At 74.0% G+C, this 17796-nt stretch carries 13 protein-coding genes; 8 read left to right on the top strand and 5 right to left on the bottom strand.

Annotated features, from left to right (window positions below):
- Positions 1-41: 41 nt before the first annotated feature.
- The gene (locus ACN27C_RS31655; protein ID WP_120573902.1) at positions 42-1298 is read left to right on the top strand and encodes a PQQ-binding-like beta-propeller repeat protein; all 1257 of its coding nucleotides are present in this window, start codon (positions 42-44) and stop codon (positions 1296-1298) included.
- A gap of 5 nt (positions 1299-1303) precedes the next feature.
- A complete protein-coding gene (locus ACN27C_RS31650) occupies positions 1304-2587 on the top strand; it encodes a PQQ-binding-like beta-propeller repeat protein (RefSeq protein ID WP_393377518.1) in 1284 nt (427 codons plus the stop codon).
- Here ACN27C_RS31650 and ACN27C_RS31645 read toward each other — a convergent pair whose 3' ends face one another.
- Positions 2588-4009, bottom strand: a complete 1422-nt coding sequence (locus ACN27C_RS31645; RefSeq protein WP_422749991.1) for a C39 family peptidase — start codon at positions 4007-4009, stop codon at positions 2588-2590.
- A gap of 419 nt (positions 4010-4428) precedes the next feature.
- Between ACN27C_RS31645 and ACN27C_RS31640 the strand changes: the two genes are divergently transcribed.
- The 4 genes from ACN27C_RS31640 to ACN27C_RS31625 all read left to right on the top strand — a co-directional run bounded on the left by ACN27C_RS31640 (position 4429) and on the right by ACN27C_RS31625 (position 9607).
- Complete coding sequence (locus ACN27C_RS31640; RefSeq protein ID WP_120571010.1) at positions 4429-5097, top strand: response regulator transcription factor; 669 nt, start codon at positions 4429-4431, stop codon at positions 5095-5097.
- Entirely contained in the window at positions 5094-6260 is a 1167-nt protein-coding gene (locus ACN27C_RS31635) for a sensor histidine kinase (RefSeq protein ID WP_374668547.1), read from the top strand. Before ACN27C_RS31640 ends, ACN27C_RS31635 begins: the two co-directional genes overlap by 4 nt.
- A 205-nt stretch (positions 6261-6465) precedes the next feature.
- Entirely contained in the window at positions 6466-9015 is a 2550-nt protein-coding gene (locus tag ACN27C_RS31630) for a malectin domain-containing carbohydrate-binding protein (RefSeq protein WP_422749988.1), read from the top strand.
- Between the two features lie 205 nt (positions 9016-9220).
- On the top strand, positions 9221-9607 hold the full coding sequence (locus ACN27C_RS31625) for a VOC family protein (RefSeq protein WP_120571008.1): 387 nt from the start codon (positions 9221-9223) through the stop codon (positions 9605-9607).
- Between the two features lie 57 nt (positions 9608-9664).
- Here the strand turns inward: ACN27C_RS31625 and ACN27C_RS31620 are convergent, their stop codons facing one another.
- The 4 genes from ACN27C_RS31620 to ACN27C_RS31605 all read right to left on the bottom strand — a co-directional run bounded on the left by ACN27C_RS31620 (position 9665) and on the right by ACN27C_RS31605 (position 15279).
- Positions 9665-10411: a hypothetical protein gene (locus tag ACN27C_RS31620; RefSeq protein ID WP_121686449.1), complete on the bottom strand. Its 747-nt coding sequence runs from the start codon at positions 10409-10411 to the stop codon at positions 9665-9667.
- A 187-nt stretch (positions 10412-10598) separates the two neighbouring features.
- Positions 10599-12662, bottom strand: a complete 2064-nt coding sequence (locus ACN27C_RS31615) for a 3-hydroxyacyl-CoA dehydrogenase NAD-binding domain-containing protein (RefSeq protein ID WP_120571006.1) — start codon at positions 12660-12662, stop codon at positions 10599-10601.
- On the bottom strand, positions 12659-13855 hold the full coding sequence (locus ACN27C_RS31610; RefSeq protein WP_091420004.1) for a thiolase family protein: 1197 nt from the start codon (positions 13853-13855) through the stop codon (positions 12659-12661). Before ACN27C_RS31610 ends, ACN27C_RS31615 begins: the two co-directional genes overlap by 4 nt.
- A gap of 101 nt (positions 13856-13956) precedes the next feature.
- Positions 13957-15279 carry a ribonuclease D gene (locus ACN27C_RS31605; protein ID WP_422749985.1) on the bottom strand — a complete coding sequence of 441 codons (1323 nt, stop codon included), beginning with the start codon at positions 15277-15279 and terminating at the stop codon, positions 13957-13959.
- 235 nt (positions 15280-15514) lie between these two features.
- On the opposite strand from ACN27C_RS31605, the gene ACN27C_RS31600 reads away from it, so the two are divergent.
- Both ACN27C_RS31600 and ACN27C_RS31595 read left to right on the top strand, forming a co-directional pair.
- Complete coding sequence (locus tag ACN27C_RS31600) at positions 15515-16888, top strand: trypsin-like peptidase domain-containing protein (RefSeq protein ID WP_422749983.1); 1374 nt, start codon at positions 15515-15517, stop codon at positions 16886-16888.
- Positions 16889-16975: 87 nt separating this feature from the next.
- Positions 16976-17791 (top strand): hypothetical protein, encoded by an 816-nt coding sequence (locus ACN27C_RS31595; protein WP_350815149.1) that lies wholly within the window; start codon positions 16976-16978, stop codon positions 17789-17791.
- Positions 17792-17796 lie beyond the last annotated feature (5 nt).

The following is a 17796-nucleotide window of genomic DNA, read 5'->3' as shown; positions in this document are numbered from 1 at the left end:
TCACGGTCGGGCGGCGGCCCGGCGCGCGGGAGAGGATGGTCGTGACCGTCATCGATCTGGGGGAGATGCGCGACGACGCCTCACCCGGTCCGGCGCCCCGCCCGCCGCGCGCCGTCGGGCGACCGTTCCGCCTTCTCGCGGTGCTGCTGGTGGCGCTGCTCACGCTCACCGCCGCGACGCCGCCCCGACGCCCGGCGGAGTGGACGCTGCCCGGCGGGCTGGGATCGGCCGTGTTCGTCTCCGGTGACGTGGTGTACGTGGTGCAACCGGACCGCGGAGGCACCGGCGGCGGGCGGGAACTCGTCGCGTACCGGGGCGACCGGGAGCGGTGGCGCAGTCGGCTGCCCGGCACCGGCACCGCCGTGTCGGTGTGGGAGCAGGACGGCCGGGTGATCGTGGCGGGCCGGAGCGTCGACGACACGGACTGGCAGACGGTGACGTACGACGCGGTCACCGGCACGGACGTCTGGCGCCGGCCCGGAATCGCGTTCGCGGTGGGCCGGGTGCTGCTGATCCAGTCGGCCACCTCCGACACCACGACGTCGATCATGAGGGTGGACCCGGCCGACGGCCGTACGGTGTGGACTGCGCCGATGACGGGCGTGCTGGGTTTCGACTTCGAGCCGACCGGGCCGGTGCGCATGGTGTTGTCCCCGATGACCGGGCAGACGGTCGTCGTGGACGCGCGCACCGGCGCGCGGCTCGTGGCCCGCGACCTGTACCCGGTGCGATCGCCCGGCCCGCGCCGGTTTCAGATCGCCGGCGGGCTGCTGCTGGAGTTCCGCGACGGAGACGGGGCCATCGAGGCGTACGACCTGGACACGCTCCGGCCGCGCTGGACCGTCGCGCGGAAGCTCGTCGGCCACGCCGAGAGTTGCGGCGCCCTGCTCTGCGCCGCCGGGCTGGCCGGCGGGACGACCGCGCTGGATCCGGTGAGTGGCGCCGTGCGCTGGAGCGTGGACCGGTGGGTGGGCGTGTCGGCGGAGCGTGGCGGCCGGCTGCTCGTCGGCGTCCCCGACACCGACCTCGACGCCGGCCTGGCGGTGCTCGACCAGCACGACGGGCGGCTGATCGCCGACCTGGGCGGCTGGACACTGGTCCCGCAGCACGAGTCGGTCGGCCCGCTGCTGGCGACACGCCCGCTGGGCGGTGGCCGCCGGCTCCTGGCCGAGGTGGGCCTGTCCGGCGACCCGCCCTCGGTCCGGGGCACCTACACCGGAACCGACTGCACCACGGGCGCGACGCTGCTGGTCTGCCGCCGGCCCGGCGGCGACTACATGGTGCGGCGGCTGTCGTGAGCCCGATGATCGAACTGGGGGAGATGCGGCACGGGGAGTCCGCCGACGAGCCGGCCGACCGGCCGCCCCGCCGGCCACCGGGCCGGACGGCGCGGGTGGCGCTGCTCGGCTGTCTGGTGCTGCTCGTGGTCACCGCCGCCGCCGCGCCGCCGCGCCGGCCCGAGCCGATCCGGGTGCCCGCCCCGCAGGGCGCGGCGTTCGTGCTCCTGCCGGACCGGGTGGTGGTGGCCGACGGCCCGGGCGCGATCGGCCGGGGTGGGCGGGTGGTCGCCGCGCATCGGCTGCCCGGCGGGGAACCGGTGTGGCGGTTCGCGCTGACCGCCGGTGACCACGTGCTCGGGCTCACCGTCGTGGGCGGAGGGCTGCTGGTGACGAGCAGCCCGGCCAGGGACGGCGACTCGGTGTCGGCCATGCTCGACGCGGCGACCGGCACGCTGCGCTGGCGGCACCCCGGCTACCCGGTCCGGACCGCGTCCGGCGGGTTGCTGCTGGAGAATCGCCGCCCGCCCGGTGCGGGCACCGTGCGGGCCGTGGACCCGGCCTCCGGCGCGGTGCGGTGGACGCTACCAGTGCCGGGGCAGGAGGTGGGATACCGCCACGACGCCCACGGGGTGACGCAGCTCGTCCTGGTCACCCCGCAGGGCCGGGTGACCGTGTACGACGCGGACTCCGGCGCGGTCGCGCACATCGGGCGGGTGGAGCCCGCGGCCGACCGCGCCGCCTACCGGTACGCGCAGGTGGTGGCCGATCTGCTGCTGGTCGAGGACGCCCGGGGCACCGTCACCGGGTACGGGCTGGACGGGCTCGACGAGCGGTGGAGCCTCCCGGTCGGCTCGCGGGCCGGGCTCTGGTTCGCCGACTGCGCCGGGATGGTGTGCCTGCGCGACCAGGTGGGCGGCGCGCAGGCCCTCGACCCGGCCACCGGCCGTCCGGCCTGGTCGGACGAGCGCTGGCTGGGGATGGGTCCGGTCGGCGACCGGCTCATCGCCGCCGAGCGCGGGGTCGGTGAGGAGCTGGAACTGTCGGTGCTGGACCCGCCGACCGGCCGCGTGCTGGCCCGCCTGGGGCGCTGGCGCGTCTCCGGCAACGACCTCCCGTCCGGGCCGCTGCTCGGGCTGCGCACGCTCACCGGGGACCGGACGCTCGTCGGCGCGCTGGACGTGGCGGCCGGGCAGGTACGGATCCGGGGGATCCTGCCCGGTGCCTGGTCCGAGTGCGCGGACACGGGCACGGAACTGGTGTGCCTGCGCCCGACCGGCGGCATGGCGATCTGGCCGGTCGGCCGCTGATCACCAGTTGGCCTGCGCCGGAGGTGGCGGCAGCGGCGTCGACTCCGGGCGCAGCACGTACGCGATCCCACCGCTGCCCGCCTGCCAGGCGCTCTCGAACGGCCCGCGCGGCACAGTGCGGCGGACCCGCTCGTCGTCCGGCGCGTACGGGTCGTTGAGCACCGGGTCGCCGTCGGCGGTGAAGCCGGTCAGCACCATGAGGTGTCCCCGGGTGTCGTAGTCCAGGCCGGGTACCTGACCGGCGGTGAACGCGGCCGAGACGATCAGCGGGATGCCGGCGGCCACGAACCGTTCCGCCTCGGCCAGCGAGCGCAGCCGGGTGACGAAGGCGTCCACCCCGTGCGTCGCTGCGTACGCCGTGTTGAACGGCCAGTTGCCCGGCCCGCCGAAGGCGTGGTCGTAGCAGTGCCGGGCGGCGTGCACCACCTGCGGGCGCGGTCCGGGCGGCGCCACCCAGGCGTACCGGTCCGGGGCGGGGCCGGCGCCCCAGAAGTCGAGCACCATCGACACGCAGGTGGGGCTGCACCAGGAGTCGCCGCCGCCACCCCAGCGGGTCTCCCCGGCGGCGTGCAGCCGCTGCGCGTACCGCGGCACGTCCAGCACCCGTCCCCACGCGCCCGCATCCCCGCCGCGGGCGGCCGCCGTGTCACCGGTCGCCGCGCTGCCGGTCGCCGCACCGATGGCCGCCGCGCTGCCGGCGTTCGCGCTGGTCGCGTCCGCGCTGATCGTGTTCGTGCCGTCGGCCTGCGCGCCGCTGGGCGGGTCGGTCGAGGCGACCACGCCGAGCGTATGCAGCACCGGGCCGGCGGGCGCGTCGAGCCGCCGCAACAGCGTCACCCGGACCTGCCAGCCGGTCACCGTCGCGCCGGTCACCCGCAGCGTGTCGGCGGCGACCCGCGCCCGGTCGTCCTCCTGTCCGGGTATTGACGCGCGGTGCACGGCACTGTCGTCGGCGGCCCAGTGGCCCAGCTCGAACCAGCCGGTGGTGGCCGTTTCGTCGGCCCAGCCGCGCAGCTCGACCCGTAGCCAGCAGCCGGGCGGGGTGTCGGCGGTCCAGGAGGGCACCAGCTCGGTGACGGCGAAGCCGAGGGGCGTCACGGGCGAGGTCCAGGTGCCGGCGGCGTACTCGGCCGTGGTCCCGGAGTGCGGATCGGTGTGCGTGACCCGGCCGGCATCGCCGTCGGGCGTCAGCCCGGCCGGCCCGGCGCGCAGCCCGTCCGCACGACCCCGGTCCCGGTCCGCCGGGAAGCGGAACCGGTGGTACGTGATGTCGCGGCCGCTCATCGGGAACCCGCCCGGCACGGCCGTGACCAGTGGCTGCTGCGCTTGTCGATCATCGCCGCCGAGCATCGCGTACCCGAAGGTTTTCTGCAACGGCGGCCCGTGCCGCCGCACGCGGCGATCGGCCCGGCGTGCTGTCACTGACCGTAACCACAGCGCGCTCGAGGCATGGTCACCCCCGCGCCCTTTGCTCTGCAGCCATCGACGCAGCGGTGACCTACGGCTACCGCTGCGCATGGGGCTGCAGAGCAAAGGGCGCGAAGGGGTATCTCCGCCGGCGGAGGCCGGTTCAGAGTCTCTGCTGTTCAGAGTGATATGGCCTGCTGGTTGTCCAATTTGGGCGATCGGGCGCCCATCACGGTGCGTGACGCAGTCGTGAATCCGCGCCAACGTTACGAAGAGTCACACCCTGCGTTCCGGGTCGGGCGGGGCCGAGCGCAGCCCCGCGGGGCGCTCCCCGGTGGTGCGCTCGTCGACGGCCGTCTCGGTGGACGGCTCCTCCGGCGGCGGGTTTTGCCTGCCGCACTAGGTTGTCAGGGGTCACGAGGTGGGAGGCCGGGATGCGGGTACTGGTGGTCGAGGACGAGCGCAACCTCGCCGACGCGATCGCGCGCGGGCTGCGCAAGCGCGGGATGGCGGTCGACGTGGCCTACGACGGCGACGCCGGGCACGAGGCGGCGTTCGTCACCCGCTACGACGTGGTGATCCTGGACCGCGACCTGCCCGGCGTGCACGGCGACCGGATCTGCGCCGACCTGGCCGCCTCCGGCGCGCTGACCCGGGTGCTGATGCTGACCGCCAGCGGCACCGTCGCCGACCGGGTCGAGGGGTTGCAGCTCGGCGCCGACGACTACCTGGCCAAGCCGTTCGCGTTCGACGAGCTGGTGGCCCGGGTGCAGGCGCTCGGCCGCCGCGCCACCCCGGCCGCGCCGCCGGTGCTGGAGGTGGCCGACCTGGTGCTCGACCCGGCCCGCCGGGTGGTGAGCCGGGGCGGCGTGCCGCTCGACCTCACCAACAAGGAGTTCGGCGTGCTCGCCGAGCTGCTCAAGGCGCGCGGCGCCGTCGTCTCCAGCGAGGAGCTGCTGGAACGGGTCTGGGACGCCAACACCGACCCGTTCACCACGATCGTCCGGGTCACCGTGATGACACTGCGCAAGAAGCTCGGCGAGCCGCCGCTCATCGACACCGTCGTGGGCGCGGGCTACCGCATCGGCGGGGTACGCCAGTGAACGCCCGGAGTGCGCGCCGGGTGCGGCCGACGCTGCGGCTGCGGCTGACCCTGCTCAACGGCGTGCTGCTGGTCGGCGCCGGGGCGATCCTGGTGCTACTCGCCTGGCTGCTGGTCCGCGACGCGCTGCGCCCCACCGACGAGCTGCTGCCCGGCACCACTGTGGTGCTCACCGACGGGCGCACGCTCGACGCCGGGCAGTGGCAGCGGCAACTGGTCGACGCCGCGTCACAGGAACTGCTGGTCAAGGGGCTGCTCGCGCTGCTGGCGATCAGCGTGGTCGGGGTGGCCGGGGCGTACCTGGTGGCCGGCCGGGCGCTGCGCCCGCTGCACCAGGTCACCGCCACCGCCCGCCGGCTCGGCGAGGCCACGCTCGACGAGCGGATCGGCTGGTCCGGCGCCGACGACGAGGTGGCCGAGCTGGCCGAGACGTTCGACGCCATGCTCGACCGGATCAGCGGCGCGTTCGAGGCGCAGAAGCGGTTCGTCGCGAACGCCTCGCACGAGCTGCGGACACCGCTGGCGGTGATGCGTACCGAAATCGACGTGACGCTCAGCGACGACGACGCCGACCTCGCCGAGTACCGCCGCATGGCCGGCGTGGTGCGCGACGCCTCCGAGCGCGCCAACGGCCTCGTCGACGCGCTGCTGGTGCTGGCGCGCAGCGAGGCGCAGACCGGACGGCGGCTCGCCCGGCGCGCCGAGTCGGACCTCGCCATCGGCACCGCGAACGCGCTGTCCGCCGTCTCCCGGGAGGTGGAGCGCATCGGCCTGAAGGTGCACACCTCGCTGCGCCCGGCGCCGGTGATCGGTGACCCCGGCCTGCTCGACCGGCTCGCCGGCAACCTGGTGGAGAACGCGGTCCGCTACAACCACCTGCACGGCCGGATCTGGGTCCGCACCGGCACCGACGGGGAACGGTCCTGGCTGGTGGTGGGGAACACCGGCTTCGAGGTCGCCCCGGCCGACGTACCCGGGCTGTTCGAGCCGTTCCGGCGCGGCGGCCAGGAACGCACCGGCGCGCGCGGCTCCGGTCTCGGCCTGTCGATCGTGCGGGCCGTCAGCGACGCGCACGGCGGCACGGTCAAGGCGGTCGCCCAGCCCGGCGGCGGCCTGGAGGTGACAGTCACGCTTCCGTCGGCCGACCCGCCGGCGTCCACCTGACCGCCCACCTCACGCCGACCAGGCGGTGAGACGACCTCACCTTTTCGTGCGGGCGGCCTCGGCTGTCCTGCCCGGACCCGACGGTGGTCGGCCGCGGCGGCCCGGTGGTCGGGCAGAATGCGCCGCTCCCGCTGGACGCGGAGGCGTGGATCAACGGAGAGTGAGCGCAGCGACGCCTCACCCTGCTCACCCACCGGAGCTGCCCGTGACCCACCCCTCGGCCCCGCGCCGCCGCCGTCTCCTCGCGGTCCTCACCGCCGGCGCCCTCACCGTCGCCGGACTCTCCCCGGCCACGCCCGCGTCGGCCAACGCCGCGCCCGGCCACGACAAAGTGGTCCACACCGTCCCCTCCGCCGCCTCGCCCGACGTCCAGGACGGCTCGGTCGACGCGATCCACGACGCCGGTACGAAGATCATCGCGGGCGGCTCATTCACCCGGGTGCAGAACCGCAACTCGGACGTCGACATCCCCCGTGACTACCTGCTCGCCTTCGACAAGGCGACCGGGCAGGTGGACACCGCGTTCGCGCCCACGCTCGACAACGAGGTGACGGCCGTCGTCGGCGGTCCCACGGCGGGCACCGTCTTCGTCGCCGGCAAGTTCAACACCGTCAACGGCGTGACCCGGCGCAAGGTGGCCCTGCTCGACGTCGCCACCGGCGCTGTCGTCACCAGCTTCGCGCCGCCGGCGTTCAACGGGCTGATCAAGGACATCGCGCTGGTCGGCGACCGGCTGCTGGTGGGCGGCATCTTCACCACGGCCGGCAACCCCAACCCGCGCGGCGGGCTCGCCTCGCTCAACGCCACCACCGGCGCGGTCGACGGCTACCTCACCACGACGCTGACCGAGAACCACAACTGGGACGGCGTCAGCGGCGCGAAGGCCGGCGTGGGCGCGGAGAAGCTGGCGGTATCCCCGGACGGCACGCAGCTCGTCGTCATCGGCAACTTCAAGAAGGCCGACGGGGTCCTGCACGACCAGATCGTCAAGCTCGACCTGGGCGCCACCGCCGCCACCGTCGCGGACTGGAACACCGCCCGGTACACGCCGCGCTGCAAGTGGCAGTCGTTCGACTCGTACGTCCGCGACGTCGCGTTCTCCCCGGACAACAGCTACTTCGTGGTGGTCACCACCGGCGCCCCGTACAGCGGCACGCTCTGCGACACCGCGGCCCGCTGGGAGGCCGGCGCGACCGGCTCCGCTCTCCAGCCGACCTGGGTCGACTACAGCGGCGGCGACACGTTCCTGTCCGTCGGCATCAGCGAGCAGGCGGTCTACGTCGGCGGTCACCTCCGCTGGCTGAACAACACCACGGGCACCGACAACGCCCGGGCCGGTGCGGTCGGCCGGGCCAGCATCGCCGCGCTCGACCCGGTCAACGGCCTGCCGCTGTCCTGGAACCCGGGCCGGCACCCGCGCGGCATCGGCGCGTCCGAGATGCTCGTCACCGAGTCCGGGCTCTGGATCGGCGGCGACACGCTCTGGATCGGCAACTTCCAGTACCGGCGGGAGCGGATCGCGTTCTTCCCGCTCGCCGGCGGCAAGGCCCCGCACCCGACCAGCACCGCCACGCTGCCCGGCAACGTCTACCAGGCCGGCCTGCCGAAGCCGACGAACGTGCTGCACCGGGTGAACGCCGGCGGTCCGCTGGTCGCCGCCACCGACGGCGGGCCGGACTGGGCGGCCGACACCAGCTCCAGCCCCAGCCCGTACCACAACACCGGCAGCTCGACCTCCAGCTTCAACACGGTCGGCAGCCTGGACGCGACGGTGCCGGCCGGCACCCCGGCCGCGCTCTACAGCGACGAACGGTACGACCCGGCCGGCGGCGCGGAGATGCTCTGGCAGTTCCCCGTGCCCACCGGCACCGAGGTGCACGTGCGGCTTTACCTGGCCAACCGGTACGACGGCACCTCCGCCCCGAACACCCGCGTCTTCGACGTGGCGCTGGACGGCACCGTCGTCCTCGACGACCTGGACCTGTCCGCCAGCGTCGGGCACAACGTGGGCACCATGCGGGAGTTCACGGTGACCAGCGACGGCTCGATCGACATCGAGTTCCGCCACGTCAAGGAGAACCCGCTCGTCGACGCCGTCGAGATCGTCAAGACCGGGCCTCCGCCGGCTGGAACCGGCGAGGAGGTGCAGGTCCGCTCGTACGACGGCCTGACCGGCGTCGGCGCGCCCAGCCCGGTGGCGAACCCGGACGAGACCGTGTGGTCCGCCACGCGTAACGCGTTCTGGGTCGGCGGGACGCTGTTCTACGGCGCCGAGGGCGCGCTGTGGCGGCGGACGTTCGACGGCACCACGTTCGGCACGCCCGAACTGGTGGACCCGTACCACGACCCGTACTGGGACACCGTGGTGACCAACTCCGGTCCGGCCGGGCAGACGTACGTCGGCGCGACCACCGGCTTCTACGCCGAGATCCCGAACGTGACCGGCATGTTCTACACCGGCGGGCGGCTCTACTACTCGCTGTCCGGGCAGAACGGCCTGTTCTGGCGCTGGTTCACGCCGGACAGCGGCGTGGTCGGCGCCGACCGGTTCTCCGTGTCCGGGGCGAGCGGGTTCGCCGACGCGGGCGCGCTCTTCGTGGCCGGCTCCACGCTCTACAAGGTGAACCGGAGCACCGGCGACCTGTTCGCCGTCGACTGGGTGAACGGTGCTCCGTCGGGGACGTTCACGGTACGCAGCGGCCCGGCGGTCGACGGCGTCGACTGGCGCGCGAAGGCGGTCTTCGTCGGCCCGTGACGCGGCAGTGCCCGCCGGCCCGGTCCCGCACCCGCGGGGCCGGGCCGGCGGCTTGTTCCGGCCGGCCGGCGATGGCATGATCATCGGGTCAGCCCGAGAGGTGGAAGGGGGTGTGGTCGATGTCCGTCGTGAACCGTCCCGCGCCCCGCGTTCCCCGCTGACGTTCCCACTCCGTCGGGGCGCGCTCCCCACAGGAGGAAGCACCATGAGTGCACAGATCCACTGCGTGACCGTCGAGTCCGACGACCCGTACACCCTGGCCGTCTGGTGGGCCCGCGTGCTCGACCGCCGGCTCGCCGACGACGACCACCCGGGCGACCCGGAGGCGGTCCTGGCCGCACCCGGCGGGCACGGCCCCGACCTGCTGTTCGTCGAGGTGGGCGAGCGGCACGGCAAGGGCGCGTTCCATCTCGACCTGCACGCGGCCGAGGGCACCCGGGACGAGGAGGTGGCGCGGCTGCGTGAGCTGGGCGCCACGCTGGTGGCCGACCGGCGCCGGCCGGACGGGACCGGCTGGGTGGTGCTGGCCGACCCCGAGGGCAACGAGTTCTGCGTCTGCCGGAGCCCCGCCGAACGGGCCGCGTCCGCCTGATCCGGAAACGACACCGGGCCCCCGCCGTGACGGCGGGGGCCCGGTGCGTGACGGGTGTCAGTCCTGCTTCTCGATCTCGCCGCGCATCGTCACGAACTCCGACTGGAGCTCGGCCGCGGACTTGAAGTAGACCACCACCATGCCGAGGCTGCCCCGGTCGACCCAGATGCAGACGGCCACCGGCACGTCCGACGCCTTGCCGTCGGAGCACTTGGCGTCGCCGCCGAGCGGGCCCGCGTCGACCGTCTTGAAGTCCTTGGTGGCCAGGTCCGGGGTGACCGCCGCGGTCGCGTCGGCCAGCTCCTTCTTCGGGTCCGCCATGAGGCCGGACACCGCGACGATCATGACCAGGTCCTTCTTGGCCGGGTCGCCGTAGAAGGCGCCGACGGTGCTGGTCGCGTCCGGCACGTCCTTGCTGAGCTCGGACTTCATCTGCGCCGCGGCGGACTGCAGCTGCGGGTCGGTGACCTTCGCCCGGCCGCCGAGCGTCTGCGGCTCGACCACCCGGGTCTTGGTGGCGGTGACCACCTCGTCGACGGTGTCCTTCGTGGCGAAGTAGGCGGCGACACCGCCGCCGACGCAGAGCACCAGGACCACGGCGAGGACGATCAGCAGGATCTTGCCGACGCCGGACTTCTTCTTCGGCGGGACCGGCGCACCGAGCTGGCCGCCGTACTGCGGTTGCTGCGGAGTCTGCGGGTAGTCACCGCCGTACTGCGGCTGCTGCGGCGGCTGGTAGCCACCGGGCTGTTGCTGGGGGGAGGGGTAGTTGCCGGAGTAGGGACTGGACGGCGGCTGGGACATGTAGGCAGCTCCTGTGAGAAAACTGGACGCGTGATCGTAGCCAGCACCACCGACAGCCCGCTGTCCCGACAAGGGACGACGACGGAAAACCGCGACCTACCCGTGACCTGGGCCGCAGACGCCGATCGCGGTGGCCGGACCGTCCGGAACGGACAGCCCGACCGCCGCGATCGATGCGTGCGGCCGGTCAGCGCAGGCTTGCCACGCCTCGCGGCAGGAACCGCTTGCCGGTCACCCGCTCGGAGGTGCCGGTCCGGTCCAGGTACGGGGTGACGCCGCCCAGGTGGAACGGCCAGCCGGCGCCGAGGATCATGCACAGGTCGATGTCCTGCGCCTCGGCGACGACGCCCTCGTCGAGCATGAGCCGGATCTCCTGCGCCAGCGCGTCCAGCGCGTTCTGCCGGACCTGCTCGGCGGTCAGCGGCTCGTCACCGACCACGAGCAGCTTCGCCACCTCGTCGTTGATCTGGTCGTCGACCACGATCGGCTGACCCGAGTCGGCGATCCGCTTGAGGTTCTCGCTGACCCCGAACCGGTCCGGGAACGCCTCGTGCAGGGTGCCGCCCACGTGGTACGCCACGGCCGGCCCGACGAGCTGCAGCAGCGCCAGCGGACGCATCGGCAGGCCCAGCGGGTCCAGCGCGCTGTTCGCCACGTCCAGCGGGGTGCCCTGGTCGACGGCGGCGAACACGGTGCCGAGGAAGCGGGTCAGCAGCCGGTTCACCACGAACGCCGGGGCGTCCTTCACCAGCACCGACGACTTCTTGAGCTGCTTGCCGACCGCGAACGCGGTGGCCAGCGTGGCGTCGTCGGTCCGCTCACCGCGGACGATCTCCAGCAGCGGCAGCACCGCGACCGGGTTGAAGAAGTGGAAGCCGACCACCCGCTCCGGGTGCTCCAGCTCGGCGGCCATCTCGGTGATGGACAGCGAGCTGGTGTTGGTGGCGAGCACCGCCTCCGGCTTGACGATCTTCTCCAGCTCGGCCCAGACCTGCTTCTTGACGCCCAGGTCCTCGAACACGGCCTCGATGACGAAGTCGGCGTCGGCGAAGACGGACTTGTCGACCGAGCCGGACACCAGGCCGTACAGCTTGGCCGCGGTGCCCTTGTCCATCCGGCCCTTGCTGACGGCCTTCTCGATCTGGGTGTGCACGTAGCCGACGCCCTTGTCCACCCGGGACTGGTCCAGGTCGGTCATCACGACCGGCACCTGGAGCCGCCGGGCGAACAGCAGCGCGAGCTGGCTGGCCATCAGGCCGGCGCCGACGATGCCCACCTTGGTGACCGGACGGGCCAGGCCCTTGTCCGGCGCGCCGGCCGGGCGCTTGGCCCGCCGCTGCACCAGGTCGAAGGCGTACAGGCCGCTGCGCAGCTCCTCGGAGAAGATCAGGCCCGCGAGGGCCTCGTCCTCCGCCGCGGTGCCGGTGGCGAAGTCGGCGTCCTTCGCCGTCTCCAGCAGGTCCAGCGCCTTGTACGCGGACGGGACCGCGCCGTGCAGTCGCTGGTCCAGGGTCTGCCGGGCGAAGTAGAGCACGCCCGCCCACATGTCCTTGTCGACCTCGGGACGGGTCACGGTGACCTCGCCCCGGACCACGCCGGCGGCCCACTCCAGCGACCGCTCCAGGAAGTCGGCCGGCTCCAGCAGCACGTCCGCGATGCCCATCTCGGCGGCCTGCTTCGGCTTGAGCATCTTGTTCTGCATCAGCGGGTTCTGGATGATCACCTGCGTCGCGGCCGGGATGCCGATCAGGTTCGGCAGCAGCTGCGTGCCGCCCCAGCCGGGGATCAGGCCGAGCGAGACCTCGGGCAGCGCCAGGGCCGCCGCGCCCGCCGACAGGGTCCGGTAGTGGCAGTGCAGCGCCAGCTCCAGGCCGCCGCCCATCGCCGCGCCGTTGACGAACGCGAAGGTGGGGACGCCGCTGTCCTTGAGCCGGGCGAAGACCCGGTGGCCCAGCCGCCCGATCTCCAGCGCCTGCTCGCGGTTCTCCAGCGCGGGCAGGCTGGTGATGTCCGCGCCCACGCAGAAGATGTACGGCTTACCGGTGACCGCGATGAACGCCGGCTCGGCCGCCAGCGCGGCGGTGATCGCCTCGTCCAGGCTGGTCAGGCCGGCCGGGCCGAAGGTGTTCGGCTTGGTGTGGTCGAAGCCGTTGTCCAGGGTGATGAGGGCGGCGGGCCGGTCCAGCCCGGGTACGGCCACCTGGCGCAGCAGCGCCTTGGTGACGACCTCGTTCGGTGCGGCGAGGCTCACTTGTCTCCACCCTCCCAGTGCGGGTTCTCCCAGATCACGGTGCCGCCCATGCCGATGCCGATGCACATGGCGGTGAGGCCGTAGCGGACCTCGGGGTGCTCGGCGAACTGGCGGGCGAGCTGGGTCATCAGCCGGACGCCGGAGGACGCGAGCGGGTGACCGATGGCGATCGCGCCGCCCCACGGGTTGACCCGCGGGTCGTCGTCGGCGATGCCGAAGTGGTCGAGGAAGGCGAGCACCTGCACCGCGAACGCCTCGTTCAGCTCGAACAGGCCGATGTCGTCGATGCTCAGGCCGGCGATGCGCAGCGCCTTCTCGGTCGACGGGATCGGGCCGACGCCCATCACCTCGGGCTCGACGCCGACGAAGCCGAACGACACCAGGCGCATGCCGACCGGCAGGCCCAGCTCGCGGGCGGTCTCCTCGGCCACCAGCAGCGCGGCGGTGGCGCCGTCGTTCAGGCCGGCCGCGTTACCGGCGGTGACCTTGCCGTGCGGCCGGAACGGGGTCTTCAGGCCGGCCAGCTTCTCCATCGAGGTGTCCCGGGGTGCCTCGTCCACGCTGGCCAGGCCCCAGCCCGCCTCCGGGTCGCGGACCGCCACCGGCACCAGGTCGCCCTGGAGCTTGCCGTTGGCGTACGCCTTCGCGGTCTTCTGCTGCGAGGCCAGCGCGAACGCGTCGGTGCGCTCCTTGGTGATGTGCGGGACCCGGTCGTGCAGGTTCTCCGCGGTGGAGCCCATCACCAGAGCGGACGGGTCGACCAGCTTCTCCGCGACGATGCGCGGGTTGGGGTCGACGCCCTCGCCCATCGGGTGGCGGCCCATGTGCTCGACGCCGCCGGCGATCGCCACGTCGTACGCGCCCATGGCGATGCCGCTGGCCACTGTGGTGACGGCGGTCATCGCGCCGGCGCACATCCGGTCGATGGCGAAGCCGGGCACGGTCTTGGGCAGGCCGGCCAGCAGGGCGGCGGTGCGGCCGATGGTCAGGCCCTGGTCACCGATCTGGGTGGTGGCGGCGATGGCCACCTCCTCCACCTTCTCCGGCGGCAGTTGCGGGTTGCGGCGCATCAGCTCGCGGATGCAGCGGATCACCAGATCGTCGGCGCGGGTGTTGGCGTACATCCCACCCGCCTTGCCGAACGGGGTACGGACGCCGTCGACGAAGACGACATCCCGGACTTCACGGGGCACTTGGAGCCTCCCTCGGCACGGGCATTTCCCCGGATGCTACTCGCCAGTAACCAAACGTGGCACCACCCCCCGCGTGGCCCACCTCACACCTGCCACCGACGTTACTGCTGGGGGGTGCGCAGCGCCTCGGTAAGAGCCGGCAGCAGCAGACCGATCTGCCACTCGCGGGCGCCGAACCCGCGCAGCGTCTCCGCGACCGTCTCGTCGGTGATCTCCGCGGGCGGCTGCCACGCCAGCCGGCGGATCGAGTCCGGTGCGATCAGGTTCTCCGCCGGCAGGCGGTGCGCTCCGGCGGTGCCGACCACCACCTCCCGGGCGCGGGCCAGCCGGCCGGCCGCCACCGGGTCGCGTTCGGCCCACCGGTGCGGCGGAGGCGGCCCCTCCACGGCCGGGCTCACCGGCAGCGCGTCGTCCGGCAGCTGGCGCGCGTCGTCCAGCGCCGCCAGCCAGGTACGCGCCAGCCGGCGCACCGACCGCCCACCGAACCCGGGCAGCGTGAGCAGCGTCTTCTCGTCCTTCGGGTCCAGCTCGGCGGCGGCCACGATGGCCGAGTCGGGCAGCACCCGGCCCGGCGCGGCGTCCCGGCGGGCGGCGATCTGGTCCCGCGCGTACCAGAGGGAACGCACCCGGGCCTGGGCGCGCGCGCCGCGTACCCGGTGGATGCCGGACGTGCGCCGCCACGGCTCGGCGCGGACGCGCGGCGGACGGGCGCCGTTGCGTACGAGCGCGTCGAACTCCTCCGCCGCCCAGCCGGACTTGCCCTGCCGCTGCAACTCCTCGTCCAGCGCGTCGCGCAGGTCTACGAGCAGTTCCACGTCGAGCGCCGCGTACGTCAGCCAGGACTCCGGCAGCGGCCGGCTGGACCAGTCGGCGGCGGAGTGGTGCTTCTCCAGGCTGAACCCGAGCAGCTGTTCGGTCAGCGCGGCCAGGCCGACCCGCTCGAACCCGGCCAGCCGGGCGGCCAGTTCGGTGTCGAACAACCGGCGCGGGCGCAGCCCCACCTCGGCCAGGCAGGCGAGGTCCTGGCTGGCCGCGTGCAGCACCCACTCGGTCCCGGCGATCGCCGCGTCCAGGGCGGACAGGTCGGGCAGCGGCAGCGGGTCGATGAGCGCGGTGCCGGAGCCGCCGCGGCGCAGCTGCACCAGATAGGCGCGCTGGCTGTAGCGGTAGCCGGAGGCGCGTTCGGCGTCCAGGGCCACCGGGCCGCTGCCGGCCGCGAAGCGGGCCACGACCTCGTCCAACTCGGCAGGTGTGGCCACCGGGGCGGGCGTGCCGTCGCGCGGCGCGGTCAGGGGGACGGCCGCGCCCGGGTCGGTCTCGGTCCCCGCGTCCGCCGGCTCCGGCAGGGCCGACGTCGGATCGGCGGACGCCTCTCCGGTACGGCTTTCGGCGGCCCGACGGCGCAGGGGTGGTTCGTCGGTCACCTGACAACCCTAGTAGGCCGGACGATCCGGTGTGCGCAGCCGGTCGGGCGCGTGTCGGCGCGACGGCCGTCAGGTGACCGGAAAGGTGCGGGTTGCGGGGCCGTGAGAGGGTCGGACAAGGGGGAAGACAAAGCCCGTTCCCGCCGGTACGGTCCATCGAGCCGCGAACGGCGTACGGGCCGTGCCACAGCGGTCGGGGGGCGTCGGCGGAAGCCGACGGGGAGGACGGTCGAGCATGACAGGCGGGTACGGAACCGGCGACGACGTGCCGGGACAGGTCGGCGGCGACACGGCGGCCGACCGGCCGGGGCCGCTGCCGCCGCGCTTCGCCCCGCCCGCCGGCTCGGCCCCGGTGCCGTTCGCCGGTGGATCCGAGTGGAGCGGCACGCCCGGCTACCCGGCGCCCTCGGCTCGGGCCGCCGTCCAGCCGCCCGCCACGGCCCAGCCGCCGTCCTACGGCACCACACCTTCCCAGCCGGGCCAGTCGTCCTACGGCGCCGCACCGGCCCAGCCGTCGTCCTTCGGCGCCGTACCGGCGCAGACCTCCCGGTCCGCCGCTCCGGCGTACCCGGGTCAGCCGGCCGCGTCGCCGTCGTATCCGGGACAGCCGGTCTCCGCGACGCCGTCGTATCCGGGCGGGGCGGGGCCGTCGTACCCGGACCGGCAGCCCGCACCGTCGTATCCGGGCCCGTCCGGCGGCGGCCCGTCATACCCGGGCCCGCCCGTGTCCGCGCCCGCCTATCCGGGGCAGCCGGTGTCCGGGCCGTCGCAGCCGGGCCCGGCGTACCCGGGTCAGCCCGCGCCCCTGGGCGGCCCGGCCGGCCCGGCGTCCCGGCGCAGCCGGGTGGCGGTGGTGGCGCTGGCCCTGGCCGCCGTGCTGACAGTGGTCACCGGCGTGCAGGCGTACCAGATCTACCGGCTCGACGACCGGCTCGCCGCCGCCGACAAGCGGATGGCCGAGGGGCAGGGCGCGGACGCCAGCCGGCTCGACGGCCTGGAGCAGCGCGCCGGCAGCCTGGAGAAGCAGGCCGACGCGGCCTTCAACCCGGAGGCGGTGGCCAGCGCGGTGCTGCCGAGCGTGTTCCGGGTGCGGGCCGGGCAGTTCACCGGTACCGCGTTCGCCGTCGGCAAGGCGCAGTCGGGCGGCGGCACCACGCTGCTGACGAACTTCCACGTGGTCGAGGCGGTCTTCACCGCCGGTGAGCGCAAGGTGTTCCTGGAGCGCAAGGACCAGCGGTTCGAGGCGACCATCATCGCCACCGACAAGGACAAGGACCTGGCGCAGCTCCGGACCACCGCCAAGTTCACCGGGCTGGTCGCGGCCGGCGCCCCGGTGCGGTCCGGCCAGCAGATCATCGTGGTCGGCGCGCCGCTCGGGTTGCAGGACAGCGTCACCACGGGCGTGGTCAGCGCGTTCCGTGAGGACGAGCGCGGCGGCGGCCCGGTGATCCAGTTCGACGCGCCGATCAACCCGGGCAACTCCGGCGGTCCGGTGATCAACGGTTCGAAGGAGGTCGTCGGCATCGCCACGGCCAAGGCCCGTAACGCCGAGGGCATCGGGCTCGCCGTGCCGATCAAGACCGCCTGCGACCGGTTCCGGCTCTGCTGACCGGTGGCCACACCGGCCCGGCCGCACCGCATCGACCCCGGCCCATCGGGCCACCCCGCGGGGGACCAGCACATCTGGAGGAACGACATGTCCTACCCACCGGCCGGGGGCGACAACCCGCCCCCGGCGCCGGGGGGCACGGTCTACGGCAACCCGTACGGCAGCCGGCCCGCGCCCCAGCAGTACGACCCGAACCAGCCCGCGCCGACCCTGCACCAGCCCACCGCGTCCGACGGCGCTCCCGGGTACGGCGGATACCAGCCCGCCGCGCCGGGACAGCCGGGATACGCGCCGGGCGCCGCCCCGGTGCCCCCGCCGGCGCAGCCGATGTCGGCGCCGCCGGTATCCGTCCCGCCGGTCTCCGCCCCCGGCTACGCGCAGCCGATGTCGGTCCCGCCGGCGTCCGCTCCGCCGGTGTCCGGCCCCGGCTTCGCGCCGCCGCCGATGTCCGGGCCGCCCGGCCCGTACGGCCCGCCGGCCGCCGCGCCGGCGACCGGCGGCGGCCGGAAGTGGGCCGCGCTGGTGCTCGGCCTCGTGGCCGCGTTGCTGTTCGTCTTCGGCGGCGTGATGACGTTCCTGTACGTCTCCACGAACGGCGAGCTGGACAAGTCCCGGCAGACGGTCAGCCAGCGTGACGGCACGATCTCGGCGAACCAGCAGGAGATCGAGAAGCTCAAGGGCGAGCTGAAGACGGTCCAGGAGCGGCTGTCGGACACCCAGCAGGACCTGACCGGCACCAAGAACGACCGGGACGAGCAGGCCCGGCAGAAGAAGGTCATCGCGAGCTGCCTGGACAAGCTGACCACCGCCATCGCGGCGGCGTCGCGCGGCGACCGGGCCGGCTTCGAGGCGGCCAACAAGGGCCTGGACAAGGTCTGCGACGAGGCCGAGAACTACCTCTGACCGCG

The sequence above is a fragment of the Micromonospora sp. WMMD1219 genome, assembly GCF_049315215.1.
Lineage (GTDB): Bacteria > Actinomycetota > Actinomycetes > Mycobacteriales > Micromonosporaceae > Micromonospora > Micromonospora tulbaghiae.
The sequence above is the reverse complement of the archived record's forward strand: the minus strand, read 5'-3'. Positions and strand labels throughout refer to the sequence as shown.